At 65.7% G+C, this 21174-nt stretch carries 22 protein-coding genes; 11 read left to right on the top strand and 11 right to left on the bottom strand.

What is annotated here, in order from left to right; genetic code table 11:
• Positions 1-86: 86 nt before the first annotated feature.
• A complete protein-coding gene (locus P0Y64_10695) occupies positions 87-1328 on the bottom strand; it encodes a threonine ammonia-lyase (protein ID WEK41876.1) in 1242 nt (413 codons plus the stop codon).
• Positions 1329-1459: 131 nt separating this feature from the next.
• On the opposite strand from P0Y64_10695, the gene P0Y64_10700 reads away from it, so the two are divergent.
• Positions 1460-2299, top strand: coding sequence for an NAD(P)-dependent oxidoreductase (locus tag P0Y64_10700; protein ID WEK41877.1), 840 nt, complete (start codon positions 1460-1462; stop codon positions 2297-2299).
• On the top strand, positions 2296-3966 hold the full coding sequence (locus P0Y64_10705) for an amidohydrolase family protein (protein WEK41878.1): 1671 nt from the start codon (positions 2296-2298) through the stop codon (positions 3964-3966). Before P0Y64_10700 ends, P0Y64_10705 begins: the two co-directional genes overlap by 4 nt.
• A 130-nt stretch (positions 3967-4096) precedes the next feature.
• Here P0Y64_10705 and P0Y64_10710 read toward each other — a convergent pair whose 3' ends face one another.
• A complete protein-coding gene (locus P0Y64_10710) occupies positions 4097-4591 on the bottom strand; it encodes a PEPxxWA-CTERM sorting domain-containing protein (protein WEK41879.1) in 495 nt (164 codons plus the stop codon).
• 358 nt (positions 4592-4949) lie between these two features.
• On the opposite strand from P0Y64_10710, the gene aguB reads away from it, so the two are divergent.
• From aguB to P0Y64_10730, 4 genes are all read left to right on the top strand, one after another.
• Complete coding sequence (gene aguB / locus P0Y64_10715; protein ID WEK41880.1) at positions 4950-5813, top strand: N-carbamoylputrescine amidase; 864 nt, start codon at positions 4950-4952, stop codon at positions 5811-5813.
• 143 nt (positions 5814-5956) lie between these two features.
• A complete protein-coding gene (locus P0Y64_10720; GenBank protein ID WEK41881.1) occupies positions 5957-6997 on the top strand; it encodes an AI-2E family transporter in 1041 nt (346 codons plus the stop codon).
• A gap of 153 nt (positions 6998-7150) precedes the next feature.
• On the top strand, positions 7151-7846 hold the full coding sequence (locus P0Y64_10725) for a response regulator transcription factor (protein WEK41882.1): 696 nt from the start codon (positions 7151-7153) through the stop codon (positions 7844-7846).
• A 121-nt stretch (positions 7847-7967) separates the two neighbouring features.
• The gene (locus P0Y64_10730) at positions 7968-8369 is read left to right on the top strand and encodes a hypothetical protein (GenBank protein WEK41883.1); all 402 of its coding nucleotides are present in this window, start codon (positions 7968-7970) and stop codon (positions 8367-8369) included.
• A gap of 89 nt (positions 8370-8458) precedes the next feature.
• Here P0Y64_10730 and P0Y64_10735 read toward each other — a convergent pair whose 3' ends face one another.
• Both P0Y64_10735 and P0Y64_10740 read right to left on the bottom strand, forming a co-directional pair.
• On the bottom strand, positions 8459-9424 hold the full coding sequence (locus P0Y64_10735) for an agmatine deiminase family protein (protein ID WEK41884.1): 966 nt from the start codon (positions 9422-9424) through the stop codon (positions 8459-8461).
• Positions 9421-11067 carry a M28 family metallopeptidase gene (locus P0Y64_10740; GenBank protein ID WEK41885.1) on the bottom strand — a complete coding sequence of 549 codons (1647 nt, stop codon included), beginning with the start codon at positions 11065-11067 and terminating at the stop codon, positions 9421-9423. Before P0Y64_10740 ends, P0Y64_10735 begins: the two co-directional genes overlap by 4 nt.
• A gap of 154 nt (positions 11068-11221) precedes the next feature.
• On the opposite strand from P0Y64_10740, the gene dapB reads away from it, so the two are divergent.
• Positions 11222-11950, top strand: coding sequence for a 4-hydroxy-tetrahydrodipicolinate reductase (gene dapB, locus P0Y64_10745; GenBank protein ID WEK41886.1), 729 nt, complete (start codon positions 11222-11224; stop codon positions 11948-11950).
• Positions 11947-12609 (top strand): endonuclease III, encoded by a 663-nt coding sequence (nth, locus tag P0Y64_10750; GenBank protein WEK41887.1) that lies wholly within the window; start codon positions 11947-11949, stop codon positions 12607-12609. Before dapB ends, nth begins: the two co-directional genes overlap by 4 nt.
• Here the strand turns inward: nth and P0Y64_10755 are convergent.
• The 3 genes from P0Y64_10755 to P0Y64_10765 are packed head-to-tail and all read right to left on the bottom strand — an operon-like array spanning position 12606 to position 15627.
• On the bottom strand, positions 12606-13373 hold the full coding sequence (locus P0Y64_10755) for an SDR family oxidoreductase (protein WEK41888.1): 768 nt from the start codon (positions 13371-13373) through the stop codon (positions 12606-12608). The genes nth and P0Y64_10755 overlap by 4 nt on opposite strands.
• Positions 13370-14557, bottom strand: a complete 1188-nt coding sequence (locus P0Y64_10760) for an acyl-CoA dehydrogenase family protein (GenBank protein ID WEK41889.1) — start codon at positions 14555-14557, stop codon at positions 13370-13372. Before P0Y64_10760 ends, P0Y64_10755 begins: the two co-directional genes overlap by 4 nt.
• Positions 14554-15627 carry an acyl-CoA/acyl-ACP dehydrogenase gene (locus P0Y64_10765; protein ID WEK41890.1) on the bottom strand — a complete coding sequence of 358 codons (1074 nt, stop codon included), beginning with the start codon at positions 15625-15627 and terminating at the stop codon, positions 14554-14556. Before P0Y64_10765 ends, P0Y64_10760 begins: the two co-directional genes overlap by 4 nt.
• A gap of 101 nt (positions 15628-15728) precedes the next feature.
• On the opposite strand from P0Y64_10765, the gene P0Y64_10770 reads away from it, so the two are divergent.
• A complete protein-coding gene (locus P0Y64_10770) occupies positions 15729-16496 on the top strand; it encodes an SDR family NAD(P)-dependent oxidoreductase (GenBank protein WEK41891.1) in 768 nt (255 codons plus the stop codon).
• A 7-nt stretch (positions 16497-16503) separates the two neighbouring features.
• Here P0Y64_10770 and P0Y64_10775 read toward each other — a convergent pair whose 3' ends face one another.
• Genes P0Y64_10775 through P0Y64_10790 form a run of 4 tightly spaced genes read right to left on the bottom strand, consistent with a single transcriptional unit; the run spans position 16504 to position 19735 of the window.
• Positions 16504-17262, bottom strand: a complete 759-nt coding sequence (locus tag P0Y64_10775; protein ID WEK41892.1) for a 3'-5' exonuclease — start codon at positions 17260-17262, stop codon at positions 16504-16506.
• Between the two features lie 4 nt (positions 17263-17266).
• On the bottom strand, positions 17267-18652 hold the full coding sequence (locus P0Y64_10780) for a phosphomannomutase/phosphoglucomutase (protein WEK41893.1): 1386 nt from the start codon (positions 18650-18652) through the stop codon (positions 17267-17269).
• 7 nt (positions 18653-18659) lie between these two features.
• Positions 18660-18941, bottom strand: coding sequence for a J domain-containing protein (locus P0Y64_10785; protein ID WEK41894.1), 282 nt, complete (start codon positions 18939-18941; stop codon positions 18660-18662).
• Positions 18941-19735 carry a division plane positioning ATPase MipZ gene (locus tag P0Y64_10790; GenBank protein WEK45035.1) on the bottom strand — a complete coding sequence of 265 codons (795 nt, stop codon included), beginning with the start codon at positions 19733-19735 and terminating at the stop codon, positions 18941-18943. Before P0Y64_10790 ends, P0Y64_10785 begins: the two co-directional genes overlap by 1 nt.
• Positions 19736-19813: 78 nt before the next feature.
• Here P0Y64_10790 and panC point away from each other — a divergent pair, with 78 nt between their 5' ends.
• Positions 19814-20659, top strand: a complete 846-nt coding sequence (panC, locus tag P0Y64_10795) for a pantoate--beta-alanine ligase (protein WEK41895.1) — start codon at positions 19814-19816, stop codon at positions 20657-20659.
• 86 nt (positions 20660-20745) lie between these two features.
• A complete protein-coding gene (locus P0Y64_10800) occupies positions 20746-21042 on the top strand; it encodes a hypothetical protein (protein ID WEK41896.1) in 297 nt (98 codons plus the stop codon).
• The last annotated feature ends 132 nt before the right edge of the window (positions 21043-21174 follow it).

Consider the following 21174-nt stretch of genomic DNA (forward strand, 5'->3'; position numbering starts at 1 on the left):
TATGAATCCTCAACTCAATCGTGAAAAGCCCGTTAACCACGAATAGAGGTTAACGCGACCGTGGCCGCCATTCCAGAGGGGGAAAATCAGCCCGCTTCGACCTGGCTCACCTCATATCCGCCCTCGCGCAGCGCCGCGATCAGCCGGTTCAGGTGATCGCGATCGCGCGCCTCGCATTCGATGTCCGCGATCAGGCCCTTCGCCGGCAACGAGGTGAAGACGCGCTGATGATACACCTCGATGATGTTGACGCGCTGTTCGTCGAAAATCCGCGCGACGTTGAAAAGCGAGCCCGGCTGATCCTTCAGCCGGATGCGCAGCCGCGCGAGTCGGCCAGATCGCGCCAGATCGCGCAGCAGCACGTTGGCGAGCAGCCGCGTGTCGATATTGCCGCCGCACAGCACGACGCCCACCGTCTTGCCCCGGAAACGCTCGCCATGTTGCAGCAGCGCGGCGAGTCCCGCGGCGCCCGCGCCTTCCACCACCGTCTTTTCGATCTGGAGCAACAGGCTGACCGCTTCCTCCAGGCTGCGCTCGGAGACGAGCACGATATCGTCGACCAGCGCCTTCACCATGCGCGCGGTGATGCCGCCCGGCTCCTTGACCGCAATGCCCTCCGCCAGCGTATCGCCGGCGCACGGCATATGGGTGCCGTGGATTCGGTTATACATCGACGGAAACAACTCCGCCTGCACCCCGATCACCTCGATCGGGCGGGGCGCGGCTGCCGCCACCGTCGCCATGCCGGAGATCAGGCCCCCGCCGCCGATCGGGGTGAGAAACACGTCGATATCCGGCACATCCTCCAGCATTTCGAGCGCGACCGTGCCTTGCCCCGCGATCACGCGGGGGTCGTCGAACGGGTGGATGAACGTGTAGCCGTCGCGGGCTTCCAGGGTGCGGGCATGGGCATAAGCGGCGTCGAACGTATCGCCTTCCAGCACCACGGTCGCACCATGGCCCTGCGTTTGCGTTACCTTCACGATCGGCGTCGTCGTCGGCATGACGATCGTTGCCGGTACGCCGAGCCGGTTGGCGTGATAGGCCAGGCCCTGCGCATGATTGCCCGCCGATGCCGCGATCACGCCGCGCGCCTTGGCCTCGTCCGAAAGCTGGAGCAACGTGTTGAGCGCGCCGCGCTCCTTATAGGCGGCGGTGAACTGAAGGTTTTCGAACTTCAGATAGATGTTGGCGCCGGTAAGCTGGGAAAGCGTGCGGCTAATCAGCGTCGGCGTGCGCACGATCGAGTCGCGAATCCGCATGTGCGCGGCACGCACGTCCTCGATGGAGACGGGAAGGGACTCGTCGTTCGTGGCAAGACTGGCCAACATAACCTCCGTTCACGCTAATTTACTGATGGCAACGCCTGTGCATCCCGGCCGAAGTGGGGACCGATCGCAACACAGCGCCGCGTAGACCATCTGGCGCGCCGTGGAAACTCCGCCTAATCCCCACGGCCATGAGGATCGCATTCATCGGCACCGGCGTCATGGGCGCCCCGATGGCCGGGCATCTTGCCCGCGCCGGACATGACGTCACCGTTTATAACCGCACCCGCCGAAAGGCGGAGGCGACCGGGCTGAAAGTGGCCGACACGCCTGCGGCGGCCGCCGCAGGCGCGGATGCGGTGGTCGCCTGTGTCGGCAATGACGGCGATCTGGAACAGGTGACGCTGGGCGCCGACGGTGCCTTTGCCGCGATGCGCGAGGATGCGGTGTTCATCGATCACACCACGGTTTCCGCCGATATCGCGCGGCGGCTCGCCGCGGCGCGCGGGCTGTGCGTCGATGCGCCGGTTTCCGGCGGGCAGGCGGGTGCGGAGAAGGGCCAGCTTTCGATCATGTGCGGTGGCAGTGACGCCGCGATGGCCAGTGCGCGCGCGGTGATGGAGCCTTATGCCGCGCGCATCGTCCATGTCGGCGCGGCGGGGGCGGGGCAGCAGACCAAGATGGTCAACCAGATATGCATCGCCGGGGTGGTGCAGGGTTTGAGCGAGGCGCTGCGTTTCGCGCAGGCGAGCGATCTCGATCTCGACAAGGTGTTCGAGGCGGTATCCGGCGGCGCGGCGCAGAGCTGGCAGATGGTCAATCGCTGGGGCACGATGGCGAAGGACGAATTCGATTTCGGCTTCGCGATTGACTGGATGCGCAAGGATCTGGGCCTCGCGCTCGACGAGGCGAAGCGCAGCGGGGCGGTGCTGCCGGTCGCCGCGCTGGTCGATCAATTCTATGCCGAAGTGCAGAAGATGGGCGGCGGGCGGCAGGATACCAGCGCGCTGGTGCGGCGGTTGCCGAAGTGAGGGGCGCATTGCTCGCGGCGGTCGCCGCGCTGTTCCCGACGGCGGCGCTGGCTGATGCGCTGATCGATAATGTGCAAGGCATCACGCTCGATCGCAACGGGCAGGTCACGCGCTTCAAGGCGATCGTCATGGACAAGGACGGCAAGGTCGTCCGCCTCGTCCCCGTCAACGAAGAGCCGCACAAGCCGACCAAGAAAGATCCCGGCCCGCGATACGATTGGCGGGCGGACATGAAGGGCAAGGTGCTGTTGCCCGGCTTCATCGACGCGCACGGACATGTCGAGGAACTGGGCTTCGCGGCGATGTCGCTCGATCTCTCGGACACCGGGTCGCTCGACGAGGCCAAGGCGAAGATCGCCGCCTATATCGCCGCCAATCCCGATCGGAAATGGATCATCGGGCGCGGTTGGAATCAGGAGAAATGGGGGCTGGGGCGCTTCCCCACCGCCGCCGATCTCGATGCCGTTTCGGGCGATCGCGCGGTGTGGCTGGAGCGCGCCGACGGTCATGCCGGCTGGGCGAACAGCGCCGCGATGCGGGAGGCGGGCGTCACCGCCGCCACCGCGACGCCGGCGGGCGGCCGGATCGAAAAGGGCGCCGGCGGCCAGCCGGCGGGCGTGTTCGTGGACGCCGCGACGCAACTGATCGCCAAGGTGATCGCGCCGCCACTGCCCAAGGAGCGCGACGCCGCTTTCCTCGCCGCGCAGCAGGTGCTGCTTGGCTATGGCGTCACCGCGATCGCCGACATGGGCACGACGCTCGACGACTGGCTGAGCTATCGCCGCATGGCCGATATCGGCGCGCTGCGCATCCGCGTGATGAGCTATGCGCGCGGCATGGAGACGGCGAGCCGCGTCGGCGGCAAGGGGCCGACGCCGTGGCTCTATGGCGATCGGCTGCGGATGGGGGGCGTGAAGATCTACGCCGATGGCGCGCTGGGATCGCGCGGGGCGTGGCTGAAGGCGCCTTACGCCGATGCGCCGGGCCAGTCCGGCCTCGGTTTCAACACCGATGCGCAATTGCAGAACCAGATGAGCCGCGCCGCGATGGACGGCTTTCAGGTCGCGGTCCATGCGATCGGCGATCGCGCCAACGGGCAGGTGCTGGATGCGATTCAGGCGCTGTCGGATACCTATACCGGCGATCGCCGCTGGCGCATCGAACATGCCCAGATCGTCGATTCCGCCGATCTGCCGCGGTTCGGGCATTTCGGCACGATCGCCTCGATGCAGCCGATCCACCAGACCAGCGATCGGACCATGGCGGAGGCGCGGCTCGGCCCGCAGCGGCTGGCGGGGGCCTATGCGTGGAAATCCATGCTGGCGAACGGATCGAAGCTCGCCTTCGGTTCCGACACCCCGGTCGAAAAGCCCGATCCATGGGCCGGCTGGGCGGCGGGGTTCACACGGCAGGATGCGGATGGCCAGCCTTACGGCGGGTGGCGTCCCGAAGAGGCGGTGACGCGCGAACAGGCGTGGTGGGCCTATACCGGCGGCGCATCCTATGCCGCCTTCGCCGAGAACAAGTTCGGCATCCTCGCGCCGGGCCAGCGTGTCGATTTCATCATCGTCGATCGCGATCCGCTCAACGCCAGCCCGACTGAATTGCGCAAGACCTTGGTGCAGCAGACATGGGTCGGTGGTGAGAAGGTGTGGGAGCGGAAGTAGGGCCGTCCGAGCGTGGGAGGAGCCGAACCTCGACAATCCCGAAAGCCATGACCTAATATTCGTGCGGCATTGGCCGAAAGGGAGTCGCCGAGTTTCCCTGGCGGACTCCCTTTCGCGACCCGTCTTGATGTCAGGCGAAGCGGATGTTGGTCTTCATCGCGCTCTTGCGGCGCATCATGCCGCCCACTGCGCCAAAGCCGAGGATCATCAGGCCCCAAGTGGCAGGCTCGGGGGCGGCGGAAAATACTGTGAAATGGAAACTGTTGGACCATGTTCGGTCGGAAGCGGAACTAAAGAACCCGCCCACGGTCGCCGGGCCAGCACCGATCGCGGTAAAATTCCATACGAATAACAGCGGATTCGTTGAAGCATCCGCGAGATAATTCGGTCCATCGGAAACAAATTTCTCCGTAATTCCAGCCGAGTATCCCACTCCCACGCCGTCGCCGGTAAAATGCTCTCCCGGAGCGCCTCCGAGATAAAATTCGATATTAAAAGTATCGCCGACATGAATATTGGACATGTTTACGCCGGCGGCCGGAATCGCTGTAAGGGTAATCGTGGCGTCCGCCGGAGCTGATAAGGCCAGCGCAATGCACGCGGCGCCCGATAATAAGAACTTCATAATAAATCCCCTCTTGCGGCGCATTGGCCGCAGATTTTATCAACGTGTTTTTACTGATACTGTGGCGATCGATATCAGTGGTTTTATGAGACGAAAATACGCCGTTTTCTCATCAGGCCAATAATTTCCGCAAATCTGTCCCGCGGAATGAAATTTCCCGCTCGATCGGCGCAACCTGTGCTGAAACGGTACAAATTGATGGAGGCACGCCGCTTTCTCCACGCGGTCGCGCCTGCGCACCGGCGACAATCGGTATCGAACCGCACTGCCCGTAAGGACGATAATTGGGGGAATGCCGCCGCTTCCGAATTCCTTCCCGCCATTGGCGCAGCCCCACACTTCGCCTACATGCGCGCGCATGACCGAGATCAATGTCGCAGCACTTCAGCTCGCCTTCTCCGATGATCTGGAGGGCAATATCCGCAACGTCTCCCGCCTGGTCCGTGAGGCGGCGGGGAAGGGTGCGCAGGTGATCCTGCCGCCGGAGCTGTTCGAGGGCGAATATTTCTGCCGCGTCGAGGATGAGGGGCTGTTCGCCAATGCCAAGCCCGTCGGCGAGCATCGCGCCGTCGCGGCGATGCAGGCGCTTGCCGCCGAGCTGAAGGTGTGGATTCCAACCAGCTTTTTCGAAGCGGACGGCCCGCACCATTACAACAGCCTCGCGATGGTCAATCCCGATGGCAAGGTCGCGGGCGTCTATCGCAAGAGCCATATCCCGGACGGGCCGGGCTATGAGGAGAAATTCTATTTCCGCCCCGGCAACACCGGGTTCAAGGTGTGGGACGGGCCGGGCGCGAAGCTCGGCATCGGCATCTGCTGGGATCAATGGTATCCGGAAACCGCGCGCGCGCTGATGCTGATGGGCGCGGAGCTGCTGTTCTATCCCACCGCGATCGGCAATGAGCCGCATGACGAGGGGCTCGATACCGCGCGGCTGTGGCGCCGGGCGATGGTCGGCCATGCGGTGTCGAATGTCGTGCCGGTGATCGCCGCCAACCGGGTCGGCACCGAGGGCCTGTCCGATGGCGTGGGGCAGACCTTTTACGGCACCAGCTTCATCTGTGACGAGCGCGGGGATATTCTCGCGGAACTCGATCGCGCCGAGGAGGGCGTGATCACCGCGACGCTGGATCTGGATCGGGTCAAGCGCCACCGCGCCGCTTTTGGCTTCTTCCGTGATCGCCGGCCCGAACTGTACGGCCGTCTTGTCCACGACATCTAGCGCGGATCGAGCGCCCCGCGTCGTCATCCGATAAAGCGCCGGAGGGAAGGCAGGCGGGCGGGCAGGCCGGACGTCGTTCCGGGGCGCCTTGGGGCGCCAAAGCCGCTGTTGCTTGCGGCGCTTTTCTGGCACCTTCGCCCGCGATGAGCCGTCTCGCCCCCGATGACGCTGATGCCCGCTTCATCCGGCGGCTGTTTCTCGTCGCGCTGGTCATCGCGGTGCTCGCCGCGCTTTATGTCGCGGGCAACCTGCTGATCCTCGCATTTGGCTCGGTGCTCGGCGCGATCGTGATCCACGCCATCGCCGAAATCTATCGCGAGCGGCTGCGGATGCCGGCGAAGCTCGCGCTCAGCCTGTCGATCGCGACGGTATTGGCGTTGATCGCCTTTCTTGGCTGGCTGTTCGGGGTGGCCTTCCGCGAGCAGGTCAACATGTTCGTCGCGCGGTTGCCGGCGATGATCGCTGAGCTTGGCCATTATATGTCGCAGTCGCCGGTCGGCGCAAAGATCGATGATGCGGTGCGTTCCGCTTTCGCCGGCAGCCGGATCGCCCAGGATATCGGCGGCCTGGCGCAAGGGGTGGGGGAGATATTTCTTAACGCGTTGCTGGTGCTGGTCGGCGCGATCTTCTTCGCGGTCGATCCGGGGGTGTACGAACGCGGCTTCCTGCTGCTGATGCCGCCCTCGAAGCGCGCCGCGATCGATGACGCGCTGATCGACGTCGCCTCCACGCTGCGATTGTGGCTGCGCGCGCAATTGATCCAGATGACGACGATGGGGTTGCTCGTCGGGTTCGGGCTGTGGGCGATTGGCGTTCCGTCCGCCGCCGCGCTGGGGCTGCTTACCGGCCTGTCGGAATTCATTCCCTATATCGGCCCGCTCGCGGCGATGCTGCCCGCGCTTGGGCTGGCGGCGACCCAGGGGCCTTCGTCGGTGATTTGGGCGCTGGTGGTGTTCGCGCTGGTGCGATTGGTGCAGACCAATTTCGTCACGCCATTCGTTACCAGCCGGGTGATCGCGATCCCGCCGGCGGTAACCTTGTTTGCGATTCTGGCGATCGGCGCGGTGTTCGGCATTTTCGGCCTGTTCTTTTCCGCCGCGCTCTTGGTGGTGATTTTCACGCTCGTTCGCAGCCTTTACCTCCGCGAAACCCTTGGGGAGGATATGCCACATGGCACGCGCTGAAATGCGCTGATTCGGCGATTCGCCCTCGCGACTCGCCGGAATCCCTCGCTTAAGTCGAAATTAACCTTTTGCGTTCAGACAGTATTTGGTTAATGATTCTGACGCGTTCGAGCCGGGAGGAGGCTCGTCGCGGTCTCGAACGGGGAATATCAGATGCGGGTGCTGCTGATCGAGGACGAGCCGACGACCGCCAGGGCGATCGAACTGATGCTCTCGACCGAGGGGTTCAACGTCTATTCGACGGACCTCGGTGAGGAGGGCTTGGATCTCGGCAAGCTCTATGATTACGACATCATCCTGCTCGATCTCAACCTGCCGGATATGCACGGCTATGATGTGCTGAAGCGGCTCCGCGTCGCGCGCGTCACCACGCCGGTGCTGATCCTTTCCGGCATCAATGAGATGGATTCGAAGGTGCGATCGTTCGGCTTCGGCGCCGACGATTACGTCACCAAGCCATTCCACCGCGAAGAGCTGATCGCCCGCATCCATGCGGTCGTGCGCCGATCAAAGGGCCATTCGCAATCGGTTATCAAGACCGGCAAGCTGGCCGTGAACCTCGACGCCAAGACCGTGGAGGTCGATAGCGCGCGGGTGCATCTGACCGGCAAGGAATATGCGATGCTGGAGCTGCTGTCGCTCCGCAAGGGCACCACGCTCACCAAGGAAATGTTCCTCAACCACCTCTATGGCGGGATGGACGAGCCGGAACTCAAGATCATCGACGTTTTCATCTGCAAGCTGCGCAAGAAGCTCAGCCTGGCATGCGAAGGCGAGAATTACATCGAGACCGTTTGGGGTCGCGGCTATGTGCTGCGCGAACCTGAAGAAGCGGCGCAGGTCGCCTGACCTTAAGCCAGCTTCGTCACCGGGAGACGGCCGCGGCATCGGGGGGTGCCGCGGCCGTGTTCTTTTTGGGGTGAGGGCGGCGGCAGACGCCCCAATAGCAGACAGGCATCTTTCGCGATAAATGGCGATGATGTCGATCACGCGTCTGGCTCTATTTGGCTACCTGCTACTGCCGGGATGCTCTCAGCACTCCGAGACGAAAACGCCCGTCCCGGCGCCCGGCCATTCGTCTTACGGAGCGACCCTGCTCACGGATAGTTATAATGACGGTGAGAGCAACGCGTTTCGGTTGCGCCTCGACGCTGCTCCGCAGGGCGATGACGGTTGGTTTTTTATTGAGGATTTGAAAAGCGACCTCATAGCCACGCCTAATCCCGAGGTGAAATGGACCTCGCCGAATGACCTAATAGTCACCGTTCATACGGCAAAGATCGACGGTCAAACTCGCAGACGCTTCGGCGGTCGCGGTCGGCCAGACGGTTCGCTCATCATCCGATATATCGGCGACCAGCCAAACCAATAGCGACGACCACTATCCACCCAAAGTCAGCCACTAGCCCGCCGGGCGTCAGCACCAGCGGGCGCCCCGGTTCCCCGAAGCGCCCGCCCGCATCATCCCGGAATCTGCTGGCTGATGCAGTGGAAGCTGCCGCCGCCGGTCAGGATCGCGTCGGCGCGCAGGCCAATCACCTTGCGATCGGGGAAGATCGCCTGGAATTCGCGCACCGCCGCATTGTCGTCGGGGGCGCCGTATAGCGGCACGACGACGCTCGCGTTGCCGATGTAGAAGTTCATGTAGCTTGCCGGGACGATCTCGTCGTCGCGCATCACGCGGCCGGGGGAGGGGACCGGGACGACCGTGAGGCCGAAGGCGCGCGCGCGTTCGGCGGCCTGCTGATAGACCTGCCAGTTGGGATCATTCTCCGATCCGACCGGGATCGCGAGGCGCCCCTCGCCGACGAACCGCGCGAGATTATCGACATGGCCGTCGGTATGATCGTTGAGCAGCCCATCGCCGAGCCACAGCACGCGATCATAGCCCAGATCGCGCTCCAGCCGCTCCTCGATCCCCGCCTTGCCGATCGGGCCATTGCGGTTCGGGTTGAGCAGGCATTGCTCGGTGGTGACGACAAGGCCCGTGCCGTCGCCGTCGAGCGCGCCGCCCTCCAGCACCCAGTCGCACGGCACGATGCGCTTGTTGCGGCGCCGGGCGAGGCGCGCGCCGATGTCGTCGTCGCCGGGCAGATCGTATTTGCCGCCCCAGCCGTTGAAGCCGAAATCGCGTGCCGTGCCGTCGCCGGTGATGATCGCTGCGGTATCGCGCAGCCAGATGTCGCCGAACGGCTCGACCACCACCTCCGCGAACGGTGCGAGTTCGGCAGCGATCGCGCCGGCTTCATCATTCGCCGCGACCAGCAGCACCTTTTCGCCACGCCCATCGGCATCGACCGCGCGGGCGAAGGCGGCAACCTCCTCCTGCGCCTGATCGAGATCGTCCTGCCACAATTCGGCGTGGGACGGGAAACCGATCCACACCGCCTTGTGGCGCGCCCATTCGGCCGGTGGGGTGCGGCTCACTTCGCGTCGCCCCGCGACTGATCCCGGATCGCGCGGAACTCGGCGGTCGGATACCAGTTCGGCCACATCGCGCCGTCCGCCAGCTCGCGCCCGAGCTGATAATAGATCGTCAGATCCTGCACCGCGCCCGACCAGTCCCAGTTCGGATTATATTCGTCGGCCGGCTTGTGATAGCGGTGGGCGTTGTAATCCTCCGCCGCAGCGCGACCCGCGGCGACGCCGCCGTTGACCAGATCCTCGCCGCTGCCGCCAGACAGCATCGGCACGCCAAGCTTGGCGAAGGAGAAATGGTCGGAGCGGTAATAATGGCCCTTCTCCGGCGTCGCCTCCGGCGAGATGGTGCGGCCCTGTGCGACGAGCAGCGGCTTCACCATATCCTCCAGTTCGGACTTGCCGGCGCCGGTCAGCTCGAAATCCTTGGTCGCGCCCACCACGTTGAGCACGTCCATGTTGACCCCGCCGACGGTCTTCGCGAGCGGGAATACCGGGTGTTGCGCATAATAAGCGGAGCCGAGCAGCCCGCTTTCCTCCGCCGTCACCGCGAGGAACGCGATCGAGCGGCGCGCGGGGCCGGCCTTGGCCTGCGTCTCCGCCATCGCGATCAACCCGGCGACGCCCGAGGCATTGTCGACCGCGCCGTTGCAAATCCCGTCGCCATCCACCGGATCGCAATGGCCGAGGTGATCCCAATGCGCCGAATAGAGCACCGTCTCGTCCGGCGCCCCGGTGCCCGGCAGCAGGCCGACGACGTTCTTCGATGCGCTGCGGCGGATCGTGTTGTTGAATCCGCCCGAGAATTTCACGCCCAGCGGCACCGCCTTGAAGCCCTTGTGCTTCGCGGATTCCGCCAGCGCGGTGAAATCCTTGCCGGCGGCGGCGAAGATTTCCCTGGCGCGATCGAGCTGCACCCAGCTGACGATCTGGCTCTGGTCCATATGATTGCCCGGTTCGTCCAGCTCATGCTGCGCGCCGGTCCAGGACGAGCGGACGACCGCCCAGGGATATGCCGCCGGCTCGGTATCATGGACGATGATCGCGGCGGCGGCGCCCTGTCGCGCGGCTTCTTCGAACTTGTAGGTCCAGCGGCCGTAATAGGTCATCGCGCGGCCCTCGAACGGGCCGGCATTGGCGCCGGCTTCCTTGGTCTGCCAATCGGGATCGTTGATCAGGATGACGACCGTCTTGCCCTTCACGTCGATGCCGGCATAATCGTTCCAGCCCTTTTCGGGCGCGTTGATGCCATAGCCGACGAACACCATGTCGCTGTTCTGCAACGCGATTTTCGGCACGACGCGATAGGTGCCCGCGACGATATCGTCGCGATAGGCGAGCGAGACCGGCTTCTTGCCGCCGGTGATGGTGAAGGGCTTCACGTTGGTCGCGGTTATCTCGACCATCGGCACGTCCTGCGTCCACTGGCCCTTGTTGCCCGGCTTCAGGCCGGCGGCCTTCATCCGCTCGATGATATAGGCGACCGTCTTCACCTCGCCCGGCGTGGTCGGCGCGCGGCCTTCATAGGCGTCGGACGACAGCTCCTTCGTCACCGATTTCAGCGTGTCGAGCGAGAAGCTGGGCTGCTGCTGGGCGAGCGCCGGCGTGGCAAGCGCGGTGGCGAGGAGAAACAGGGACAGGCGAGGACGCATTACGGGCTCCGAAACGGAAAAGACGTGCTGCTGTTTGGCAGCGCCGCGATCGGGGTGCAAGACGAGCGAATTCCCCGATCGAGTGTCGCCGGGCCACGTGAACTATGCCATGAGCCCGCCACGAGACAGACGGACTTTTACCCGCGGAGAATATATGACGAAGGTCGGAATCTATGGCAGCGCGGGGCGCATGGGGCGTGCGATCACGGTGATTGCGGGCGAGGAAGGCGTCGTGATCGTTGGCGGCATCGATGCGGACGGCGATCCCGCGCCGCTGGCGCGCGCGGCGGACGTGCTGGTCGATTTCACCGCCCCGGCCGCGCTGGAGGCGAACCTTGCGGCAGCGGTGGCGGCTGGCACGCCGATCGTGATCGGCACGACGGGGCTGCACGCGTCGCATCACGCGCTGATCGACAAGGCGGCGCAGTCGGTCGCGGTGCTCCAGACGGGGAATACGTCGCTCGGGGTCACCCTGCTCGCGGTATTGGTGCGTGAGGCGGCGGAACGGCTCGGCACGGAATGGGATATCGAAATCGTCGAGATGCATCACCGCCACAAGGTCGATGCGCCGTCCGGCACCGCGACATTGCTTGGCGAAGCGGCGGCGGCGGGGCGCGGCACTACGCTGGGTGAGGTGCGCGTCGATGGCCGCGCCGGGCTGACCGGCGCGCGGACGGAGGGGACGATCGGCTTCTCCTCGCTGCGCGGCGGATCGGTGGTGGGCGATCATCAGGTGGTGTTCGCCGGCGAGGGCGAGCGGATCGAGCTGGGCCATCGTGGTGAGGATCGCTCTATCTTCGCGCGCGGCGCGCTGAAGGCGGCGCTGTGGCTCGCGGGCAAGCCGGCGGGGCGATATCAGATGGACGAGGTGCTGGGGCTTTGAAAAAGGCCGACATCTTCGAATTCTATCGCCGGCTGGCGGAGGTCGATCCGCATCCGGTGACCGAACTCGAATATGGCAATGACTATCAGCTTGTCGTCGCGGTCGCGCTTTCCGCGCAGGCGACCGACGTCGGCGTCAACAAGGCGACGCGGCGGCTATTCGCCGAAGTGAAGACGCCGGCGCAGATGGTCGCGCTGGGCGAGGCGGGGCTGAAGGAACACATCAAGACGATCGGGCTGTTCAACACCAAGGCGAAGAACGTCATCGCGCTGAGCGAGGTGCTGATCGCCGATCATGATGGCGAGGTGCCGGCGGATCGCGAGGCGCTGGAGAAACTGCCGGGCGTGGGGCGCAAGACCGCCAATGTCGTGCTGAACGTCGCGTTCGGCGCGGAGACGTTCGCGGTCGACACGCATATCTTCCGCGTCGGCAACCGCACCGGTCTGGCGAAGGGCAAGACCCCGCTGGCGGTGGAGAAGAAGCTGGACAAGGATACGCCGCAGCCGTTTCGCGTCCACGCGCATCACTGGCTGATCCTGCACGGGCGCTATGTCTGCAAGGCGCGCACGCCCGAATGCTGGCGCTGCGTGGAGGCGGATCTGTGCGCGTACAAGCCGAAGACGCCCGCGCCGAAGGGGAGGGTGGCTGCGGCCGCCTAACGCGCGAACGCCGCCTTCATCCGCTTGCGCAACCGGCCCGGCATGAAGCGCCGCGCGAAGCTGGCCTGCCGCCCCGCCTTGCCGACGATATATTCGCGCTCCTCGCCATGCGCCGCCTGCCAGATCACCTCGGCGGCGTCTTCGGGGGTATAGACCGGCGCTTTGCCCAGCCCGTCGCGGATCGCGCGGTTGCTGCCCTTCGATCCGGTATCGAGCAGCGGCGTTTCGATGAAGAACGGCATGACGCATGAAACCGCGATGCCGTGGCGGGTGAATTCCGCGTCCAGCGCCTCGGACAGGCCGCGCACCGCGTGCTTGGTCGCGGAATATACCGCGAGGCCGGGCGAGCCGATGATCCCGGCGACCGATGCGACGTTGATCAGCCGGCTGCCCGGCGTTGCTTTCAAATGCGGCAGGGCGGCATAGACGCCGTTGATCACGCCCTTCAGATTGATATCGACCTCCAGCTCGGATTCGTCGGGGGTCACTTCCTCGAACATGCCGTAACGCGCGATCCCGGCGTTGTTGAGCAATGCATCGAGCCGCCCGGTGTGCGCCGCGAAGCCGGCCAAAGCGGCATCCCATTGCGCGCGATCGCGCACGTCGAGCGGCACGGTGAAGGCGGCCAGTTCGTCCGCCACCCGCGCCATGCCGGCGGTGTCGATATCGCCGATACCGATCGTCCAGCCTTCGCGGTGGAAACGGCGCGCGGCGGCGAGACCGATGCCCGATGCGCCGCCGCTGATGAAGATCGCCCGGCTCATCCCGCGCGCACCTCCCGGAACGGGATGGTACGATCGACCTCGGGTTCCTTGGGCAACCCCAGCACGCGCTCGCCGATGATGTTGCGCTGGATCTGATCCGTCCCGCCGCCGATCGAGGTGAAATAGGCGTTGAGCGTCAGGAAATTGGCATCCTCGGCACGCGGATGCTCCGGCCCTTGCAACAGGCTCTCCGCGCCGAGCAGCAACGTGCGGATGCGGCCTTCCTCGTGCAGGATGCGGCTCATCGCCAGCTTGCCGAGCGACATGATCGACGCGGAGGTGCCCTGCGCCAGCTCCGCCTTGGCGCGCTGCGTATTGAGCTTGTTGAGCGCGCGCCACGCGATCACCTGCGCCAGTTCCTGCCGGATCACCGGATCGCCGAGCTTGCCCGCCTCGCGCGCCAGCCCGAGCAGCGAATAATCGCCCTTCGGGCCGCCCGCGCCCGAACGCGGCCCGCGCGCGCGATCACCCATCACCGATCGTTCATAGGCCAGCGCTGTCTGCAACACGCTCCACCCGCCGTTCAGCGGGCCGAGCAGATTTTCATCCGGCACGAAGGCATCGGTGATGAACACCTCGTTGAAATGCGCCTCATCGGTGATCTGGCGCAGCGGGCGCACCTCCACGCCGGGCTGCTTCATCGGCAGGAAGAAGAAACTGATGCCGCGATGCTTGGGCACGTCCCAGTCGGTGCGTGCGATCAGCATCCCGTAATCGGCGATCATCGCGCCGCTGGTCCACACCTTCTGCCCGGTGATGCGCCAGCCGCCGTTCACCTTGTCCGCCCGCGTGCGGATCGCGGCGAGATCGCTGCCCGCGCCGGGCTCCGAATAGAGCAGGCACATGCCGACCTCTCCGGCGAGCAGCTTCGGCACGATCTCGCGCTTGAAGCTGTGGGTGGCATGGGCCAGCGCGGTATTGGCCCACAGGTTGGTGCGATCCTGCCCCGCGCCGGGCGCGTCGAACGCCGCGAAGGCGCGCTCGACGATCTTCGCCTGATCGTTTGAAAGCTCGCGGCCGTGCCATTCGCTGGACCAGCGCGGAACGGCCCAGCCGGAATCGCGCACTTTCGCCAGCCAGGCGCTGCGCGGATCGCGGCCGAATGTGTCGTGATGCGCGGGCACGCCTTTCCAATTGGCGGCGAGCCATGCCTCCACCTCGGCCTTGAGCTGTTCGTCGGTCATGCCTGAGCCTCCAGCGCGCTGACGTAGCGGTCGCGCCAATGATTGCCGTCGCCGTAAAGCTGCGCGCCGGATCGCGCTCGGCGCAGATAAAGATGCGCGGGATGCTCCCAGGTGAAGGCGATGCCGCCGTGCATCTGGATCGCATCTTTCGCGCAGCGGACGAATGCGTCGCCGCAGGCAAAGGCGGCGAGCGCGATCGCGGCGTCCTTCATCGGTGCGCCCTCCGCGAGCTGGCGCGCGGCGTCGCGCGCCGCGCTCGTCGCGCTCTCCGCCTCAAGCAGCAGATCGGCCGCCATATGTTTCACCGCCTGGAAACTGCCGATCGCGCGGCCGAACTGGTGGCGTTCGCGCGCATAATCGACCGCCATGTCCATGATGCGCCGCGCAGCCCCGGCCTGCTCGCCCGCCAGCGCGATCAACGCAACGTCGTGCGCCTGCGCCACGCGGCTGCCGTCGCCGATGCGTGTGGCGGGGCCGTGGAACGCTACATCCGCCATGCGGCGCGTGCGGTCGAAGACGGGGAGGGGGGTGATCGTGGCATCGGCGCGGGCGACGGCGAATACGGCGTCGTCGGTGGTGACCAGGATGGTGTCGGCGATCGCGGCGTCGGGAACGAAGCGCGCGGTGCCGGATAGCTGGTTGCCGTAGTGCCGCACGTCGCTCTTGCCCGTCCAGTCGCGGCTTCCGGCAAAGGCCACGGCGACGATGCTCTCCCCGGTGGCGAGCGCGGAGAGCCGATCGCCGTCGAGCAGCGCGGCGGCGATCGCGGCGGAGATCAGCGGGGCGGGGAGCAACGCCGCGCCCGCCGCCTCCATCACCAGCTCCAGTTCGATCGGGCCAAGCCCTGCGCCGCCATGCGCTTCCGGCACGGTAAGGCCAACCATGCCGAGATCGGCCAGCGCGCGCCACAATGCGGGATCATGCCCGGTCTCGCTGTCGATGATGCGGCGCACATCGGTTTCCGCGCAACGATCGGCGAGCAGGCGGCGCACCGAATCGGCCAATGCGGCGCGATCCTCCGCGTTCAGTGCGGGCGAGGCCTCGCGGGGGTCTCGCAGCGTATCGGTCATGCGGCCATCCTCTCGCGGCGCCGGCTTGCCCGACGTCCGTAACGAAAGTTATGATGACGCGAAGCGGTGGGTGAATCAACCGGCTGTAACGGGAGAGAGAGATGCGCTTTGCGGGCAAGGTGGCGCTGGTCACCGGCGGCGGATCGGGGATCGGCGCGGCGACCGCGCGGTTGCTGGCGCGCGAGGGCGCGCAACTCGTCGTGGTCGATCTCGTCGCGGAACATGCGCAGGCGGTGGCGGACGAAACCGGCGGCATCGCGGTGACGGCGGACGTGGCGCAACGCGCCGATGTGGAGCGCGCGGTGGCACGCGCGGTCGAACGGCACGGCCGGATCGACATCCTGTTCAACAACGCTGGCATCGGTTGCTTCGGCCGCACGCCCGATCTCGATCCGGCCCAGTGGGAACGCGTGATCGCGGTCGATCTCAACGCGGTGTTCTACGCCTGCCGCGCGGCGATCCCGCATATGCCAAAGCCTGGCGGCGTGATCGTCAACACCGCATCGATTTCCGGGCTGGCGGCGGATTATGGCTTCACCGCCTATAATGCGGCCAAGGCGGCGGTGATCAACTACACCCGCAGTCTCGCGATCGATCATGCGCGCGAGGGAATACGCGCGAACGCGCTTTGCCCCGGTCTTGTCGCGACCCCGATCATCGCGGGCGCCAGGGAGCTGCCGGGGCTGGAGCAGGCGTGGAACGACACGATCCCGCTCGGCCGTCCAGCCCAGCCGGAGGAGATGGCGCAGGTCGTCGCCTTCCTCGCCTCCGACGCGGCATCCTATGTCACGGGTTCGGTTATAGTTGCAGACGGCGGCCAAACCGCCTCCACCGGCCAGCCAAACCTGATGAACTTCCTGCCGGGGTGACGGCGCTTTACAGCAGCAAATCCTCCGGGCTCGGCCGGCCGACATGGCCACCGCCGCGCCGCCGCGCCATTTCCGTCTCGGCGGTGAAGCGCACGTCGACATCGCGATCCCCGAGGAAACCGATCAGGCTCTCCTCGTCGATCTCGCGCCAGTCCTTGCCGCGATCGGGGCCGTAGCGCACGCGCGGCAGCAGCCCGGGCAGGCGCGACCATTCGAGCAATTGCGCGATGCTCACCTCGTTCAGCATGTCGCGCAGGTGGAACGCGGTGACATAGGCATCGGGAAAGGCGCGATGCGCTGGTAACCCGCGTTCGTGGATCAGCCCGTGCGGTTTGTGCCAGTAACGCAGCACCTGATTGGAAAAGCTTGGCGAATCCGGCCATAGCCGCATCGCGCATTTCCATGTGCAGATCCAGTCCGCGCCATGGGTGAACGCTGGCGTGCAGAACACCTGCTCGAAATCGGCGCGATGCGCGGCGAGCGCGACGCGGCGCGGCCATGGATCGAGCACTTGCCGCGCCACATCGTGCCACAGCGGTGCGTCTGCGACGTCCTCATCGCGGATGTGGTGGATCGCCTGCGTGATCGGCGGCATCGGGCGGCCGGGGTTGACCATCCGGTTGCCGCCGTCGCCGGAAAGCTCCCAGCGACCGTCCGGCCCAAGCGTCACGTCCTGCCAGCCGATCTCACATACCCCGTGCTGAGGTGGGGCGGGGCCGGTGGTTTCGAGGTCGATTACGCGAATGATACTGGGCGGGGAACGCATCGCCCTAATGTGGAGCCTCGCAGGCCCCATGTCGAGCGACGTTGCTCAGCGCGAGTTGCGCGTCGATCGCCGCGACGATGCGGGCGAGGGCATCCGCGCTGTTCGCCTCAGCGCGGGCGGTGAGCATATCCTCGGTATTCGAAGCACGTAGCAGCCACCAGCCGCCATCGATCGTGACGCGCGCGCCATCGGTGGTGTCGACCGCCGCACCTTCGGCGCGCAGCCGGGCGACGACCTCCGCCACGACCTGCTCCTTGCGCGCCGGATCGACCGCGAAGCGCAACTCCGGCGTGCTGACGAGCGTCGGCATCGCATCGTGCATCTCCGCGAGCGATTTGCCCGACGTCTGCACCGCATCGATCAGTCGCACCGCCGCGTGGAGCGCATCGTCGAACCCCAGCCAGTCGCCGCCGAAGAAGATGTGGCCACTCATCTCACCGCCGATCGGGGAGTCGAGTTCGCGCATCATCGCCTTGATATTGCTGTGGCCCGATTTCCACATCACCGGCCGTCCGCCGAGCGCGGCGATGCGATCGAACAGCGTACTGCTCGATTTCACGTCCGCGACGATCGCGGCGCCGGGCATCGCGCGCAGCACGGGTTCCACCAGAATGGAGAGAATCTGATCGCCGCGCAGCACGCGGCCTTCGCCGTCGATCACCCCCACGCGATCGCCGTCGCCATCGAAAGCCACGCCGAAATGGAGCTTCTTCGCCGCGACCAGCGCGCGCAGGTCGGCAAGATTGGCATCCTCGGTCGGGTCGGGATGATGATTGGGAAAATTGCCGTCGACATCGGTGAACAGCAGATGATGCTCACCCGGCAGCAGTTTGACGAGCTGCTCGATCGCGGGGCCGGCAGCGCCATTGCCGGCATCCCAGCCGATGCGGAACGCACCGGTGCAATCACCAGCGACACGGCGGACATAATGATCGAGCACGTCGGCGCCGGACACGCGCCCGTTGCCGCTCTCCCAATCCCCCGCCTCCGCCATCGCGGCCAGATCGCGGATCGCTGCGCCAAATATCGGCCGGCATTGGTGGAGCATCTTGAAGCCGTTGTGATCGGCGGGATTGTGGCTGCCGGTTACCTGTATGCCGCCATCCACCTCTAACGTGGCAGCGGCGTGATAGAGCATCGGCGAAGGGCAGAGGCCGACGCGCACGACATCCATGCCGCTTGCGACGAGCCCTGCAACTAAAGCGGCCTCCAGCACGGGCGACGTCAGTCGACCGTCAAAGCCAACCGCGACGGCCTTGCCGCCGGATCGCCGCACCAATGTGCCGAAGCTGCGTCCCAGCGCGATCGCATCGTCCGGGCCGAGTGTCGCGCCGGTCACGCCGCGAATGTCATATTCGCGCAGGATCGACGGGGCGAACCGATGCGTCATCATTGGCTCAGCCCGCGTGCCGGATCAGCAGGTCACGCGCCGCATTGAGCGCGCGCGCACGATCGTCGGAGCCGCCATGATCGGGATGCGCGTCCGCCATCAGCCGGCGGTGCGCCGCGCGAATTTCATCGCGATCAGCCGCAGGCCCGACGCCAAGCAGCTCGCGCGCCGCCTGCTGGCCGGTATCGACGCTGGTCTGGCGTTTCGGCTTCGGCTTGATCCCCAGCGCATCCTTCCACAGCCGCCAGCCGGCATAGGCGACGAGCAGCGCGAGGACAAACTTCGCCATCAGGCGAACAGCGGCAGCGCGGGCTCGGGGAGTGCCAACCCGGCCATCATCTCGCGCAATTCCTGACGTGCCGCCACATGGCCCAGCCCCATGGCGCCAAATTCCTTCGCGTCCAGCATGGTGAGCCCGGCCGGGAACAGTTCGCGATAGATCACGCGTTCGCCCAGCCCCGGAATGATGCGGAAGCCGACTCGCTTGGAGAGCTGATCGAGCGCCTCCGATACGCGGCGCATGTTGCGTGCCTCGATATGCTGAAGGCGGTTGCGGAGCACCACCCAGTCGATCGTCGAGCCATCGGCCTTGGCGCGCGCCTTGCGTGCATCCCAGATCAGCTCGGAATAGAAGCTCGGCCGGGTAACCTTGAAGGTTTCGGGGTGAACCTGCCCGATCAGATCGAAATCGACGAAGCTGTCGTTCATCGGTGTTACCAGCGTGTCGGCACGCGTGGCCGCTTCCCGCGCGACCGGATCGTCGCGGCCGGGCGTGTCGATCACCAGATAGTCGCTGCCGTCCGCCAGTTCGGCGAACAGCGAGTCGAAATTGCCGCCGGCCTGCCCGTCGCCGGTCGCATGGCGTGGAATCGCCAGCTCGATTCCCTTGCGTCGCACCGATTCGGCGCGATTGTCGAGATAGCGGCCCATCGTGCGTTGGCGATGATCGAGATCGAGGCATGCCACCCGTGCGCCCTGCGCCGCCAGCGCAATCGCGACGTGCACCGCAGTGGTCGATTTGCCGGTCCCCCCCTTCTCGTTGGCGAAGACGATGACGTGAGTCTGTCCGTTACCGCTGGGCAATTCGTCGAATCCCTTGTTGATCCCCTGGATAGGCACCCATAGAAGCCCGGTTCGTCCAGGACGAGGGGGTAAGATCGAGTGTTGACCGTTCGTGACCTTGTCGCATTGCGAGATGCGCTGAGGGAGTTCCGTGCTGAGGGAATGCGTGTGGCGCTCGTTCCGACGATGGGCGCGCTGCATCCGGGGCACATCGCGCTGGTCGAAGCGGCCAAGCGTCAGGGCACGAAGGTGATCGCGTCGATCTTCGTCAACCCCAAGCAATTCGGCCCTAATGAAGACCTTACGCGCTATCCTCGCCGCGAAAAGGCGGACCTGACGATGCTGGCCGACGCCGGTTGCGACTTGGCGTGGCTGCCGGCGGTGGAAACCATGTATCCGGATGGCTTCGCGACCAATGTCAGCGTCGCGGGCGTTACCGAGGGGCTGGATGGCGCGTCGCGCCCCGGCCATTTCGATGGCGTGGCGACCGTGGTGTCGAAGCTGTTCAATCAGGTTTCGCCCGACGCCGCCTATTTCGGCGAGAAGGATTACCAGCAATTGCAGGTGATTCGCCGCATGGTCGTCGATCTCGATTTCGATATCGAGGTGGTGGGCGTGCCGACTCAGCGTGATGATGACGGCCTCGCGCTGTCGTCGCGCAATATCTATCTCGACGAAACCGAGCGGCCGAAGGCGGTCGCACTGCCGCGGGTGCTGGGTGTTGCGGCGCGCGCGATCGGGCGTGGTGACGACGTGGCGGCGGCGCTGGCAGAGGCGGAGGCGAACCTCGTCGCGGCGGGCTTCGCGGTCGATTATGTCGCGCTGGTGGATGCGGAGACACTGGAGGCCGATCCAGCCGAAGGGCGCCCGCGCCGGCTGCTCGCCGCCGCGCGGATGGGCGGGACGCGGCTGATCGACAATGTCGCGATCGAGGACGGTCAATAAACGCCCTTAACTGCGTTAACCATTTCTGAAGGGAATGCGCGGCAAACCCCCGGATCGGTTCTTTTGAAACCGAAGGGGGCGATGAGATGGGCAACAGTCTCAAGAGCGCGAATTTTCTGATCGAAAGCCGGCTGCGTGATGCGGCGCGCGGCGAGGTCATGGCATATTATGATCTCGGCGTGGCCTATTCCACGGGCACCGCCGGTGTGCCGTTCGATTTGATCGAAGCACATAAATGGTTCAATCTTGCCGCGATTACCGGCGACGTCGCGGCGCAGACCGCGCGTGCCGAGATCGCGGGCGACATGAGCGCCCGCGACGTGGCGATCGCCCAGCGCGCCGCACGCGACTGGCTGGGCATGTTGCGCGCACGCGCGGCCTAACGCCCGGATCCGAATACAATAGCAGGTGACGTCACCGGACGAGCGCGGCACGCCCGCGGCATTCTGGCGTCAGGCGGCTTTGCTGCGTCGGTCATGCCGCTATTCTGATCGGCCCCGGCGCGTGGCCGGGGC

This window comes from Candidatus Sphingomonas colombiensis, assembly GCA_029202845.1.
GTDB lineage: Bacteria > Pseudomonadota > Alphaproteobacteria > Sphingomonadales > Sphingomonadaceae > Sphingomonas > Sphingomonas colombiensis.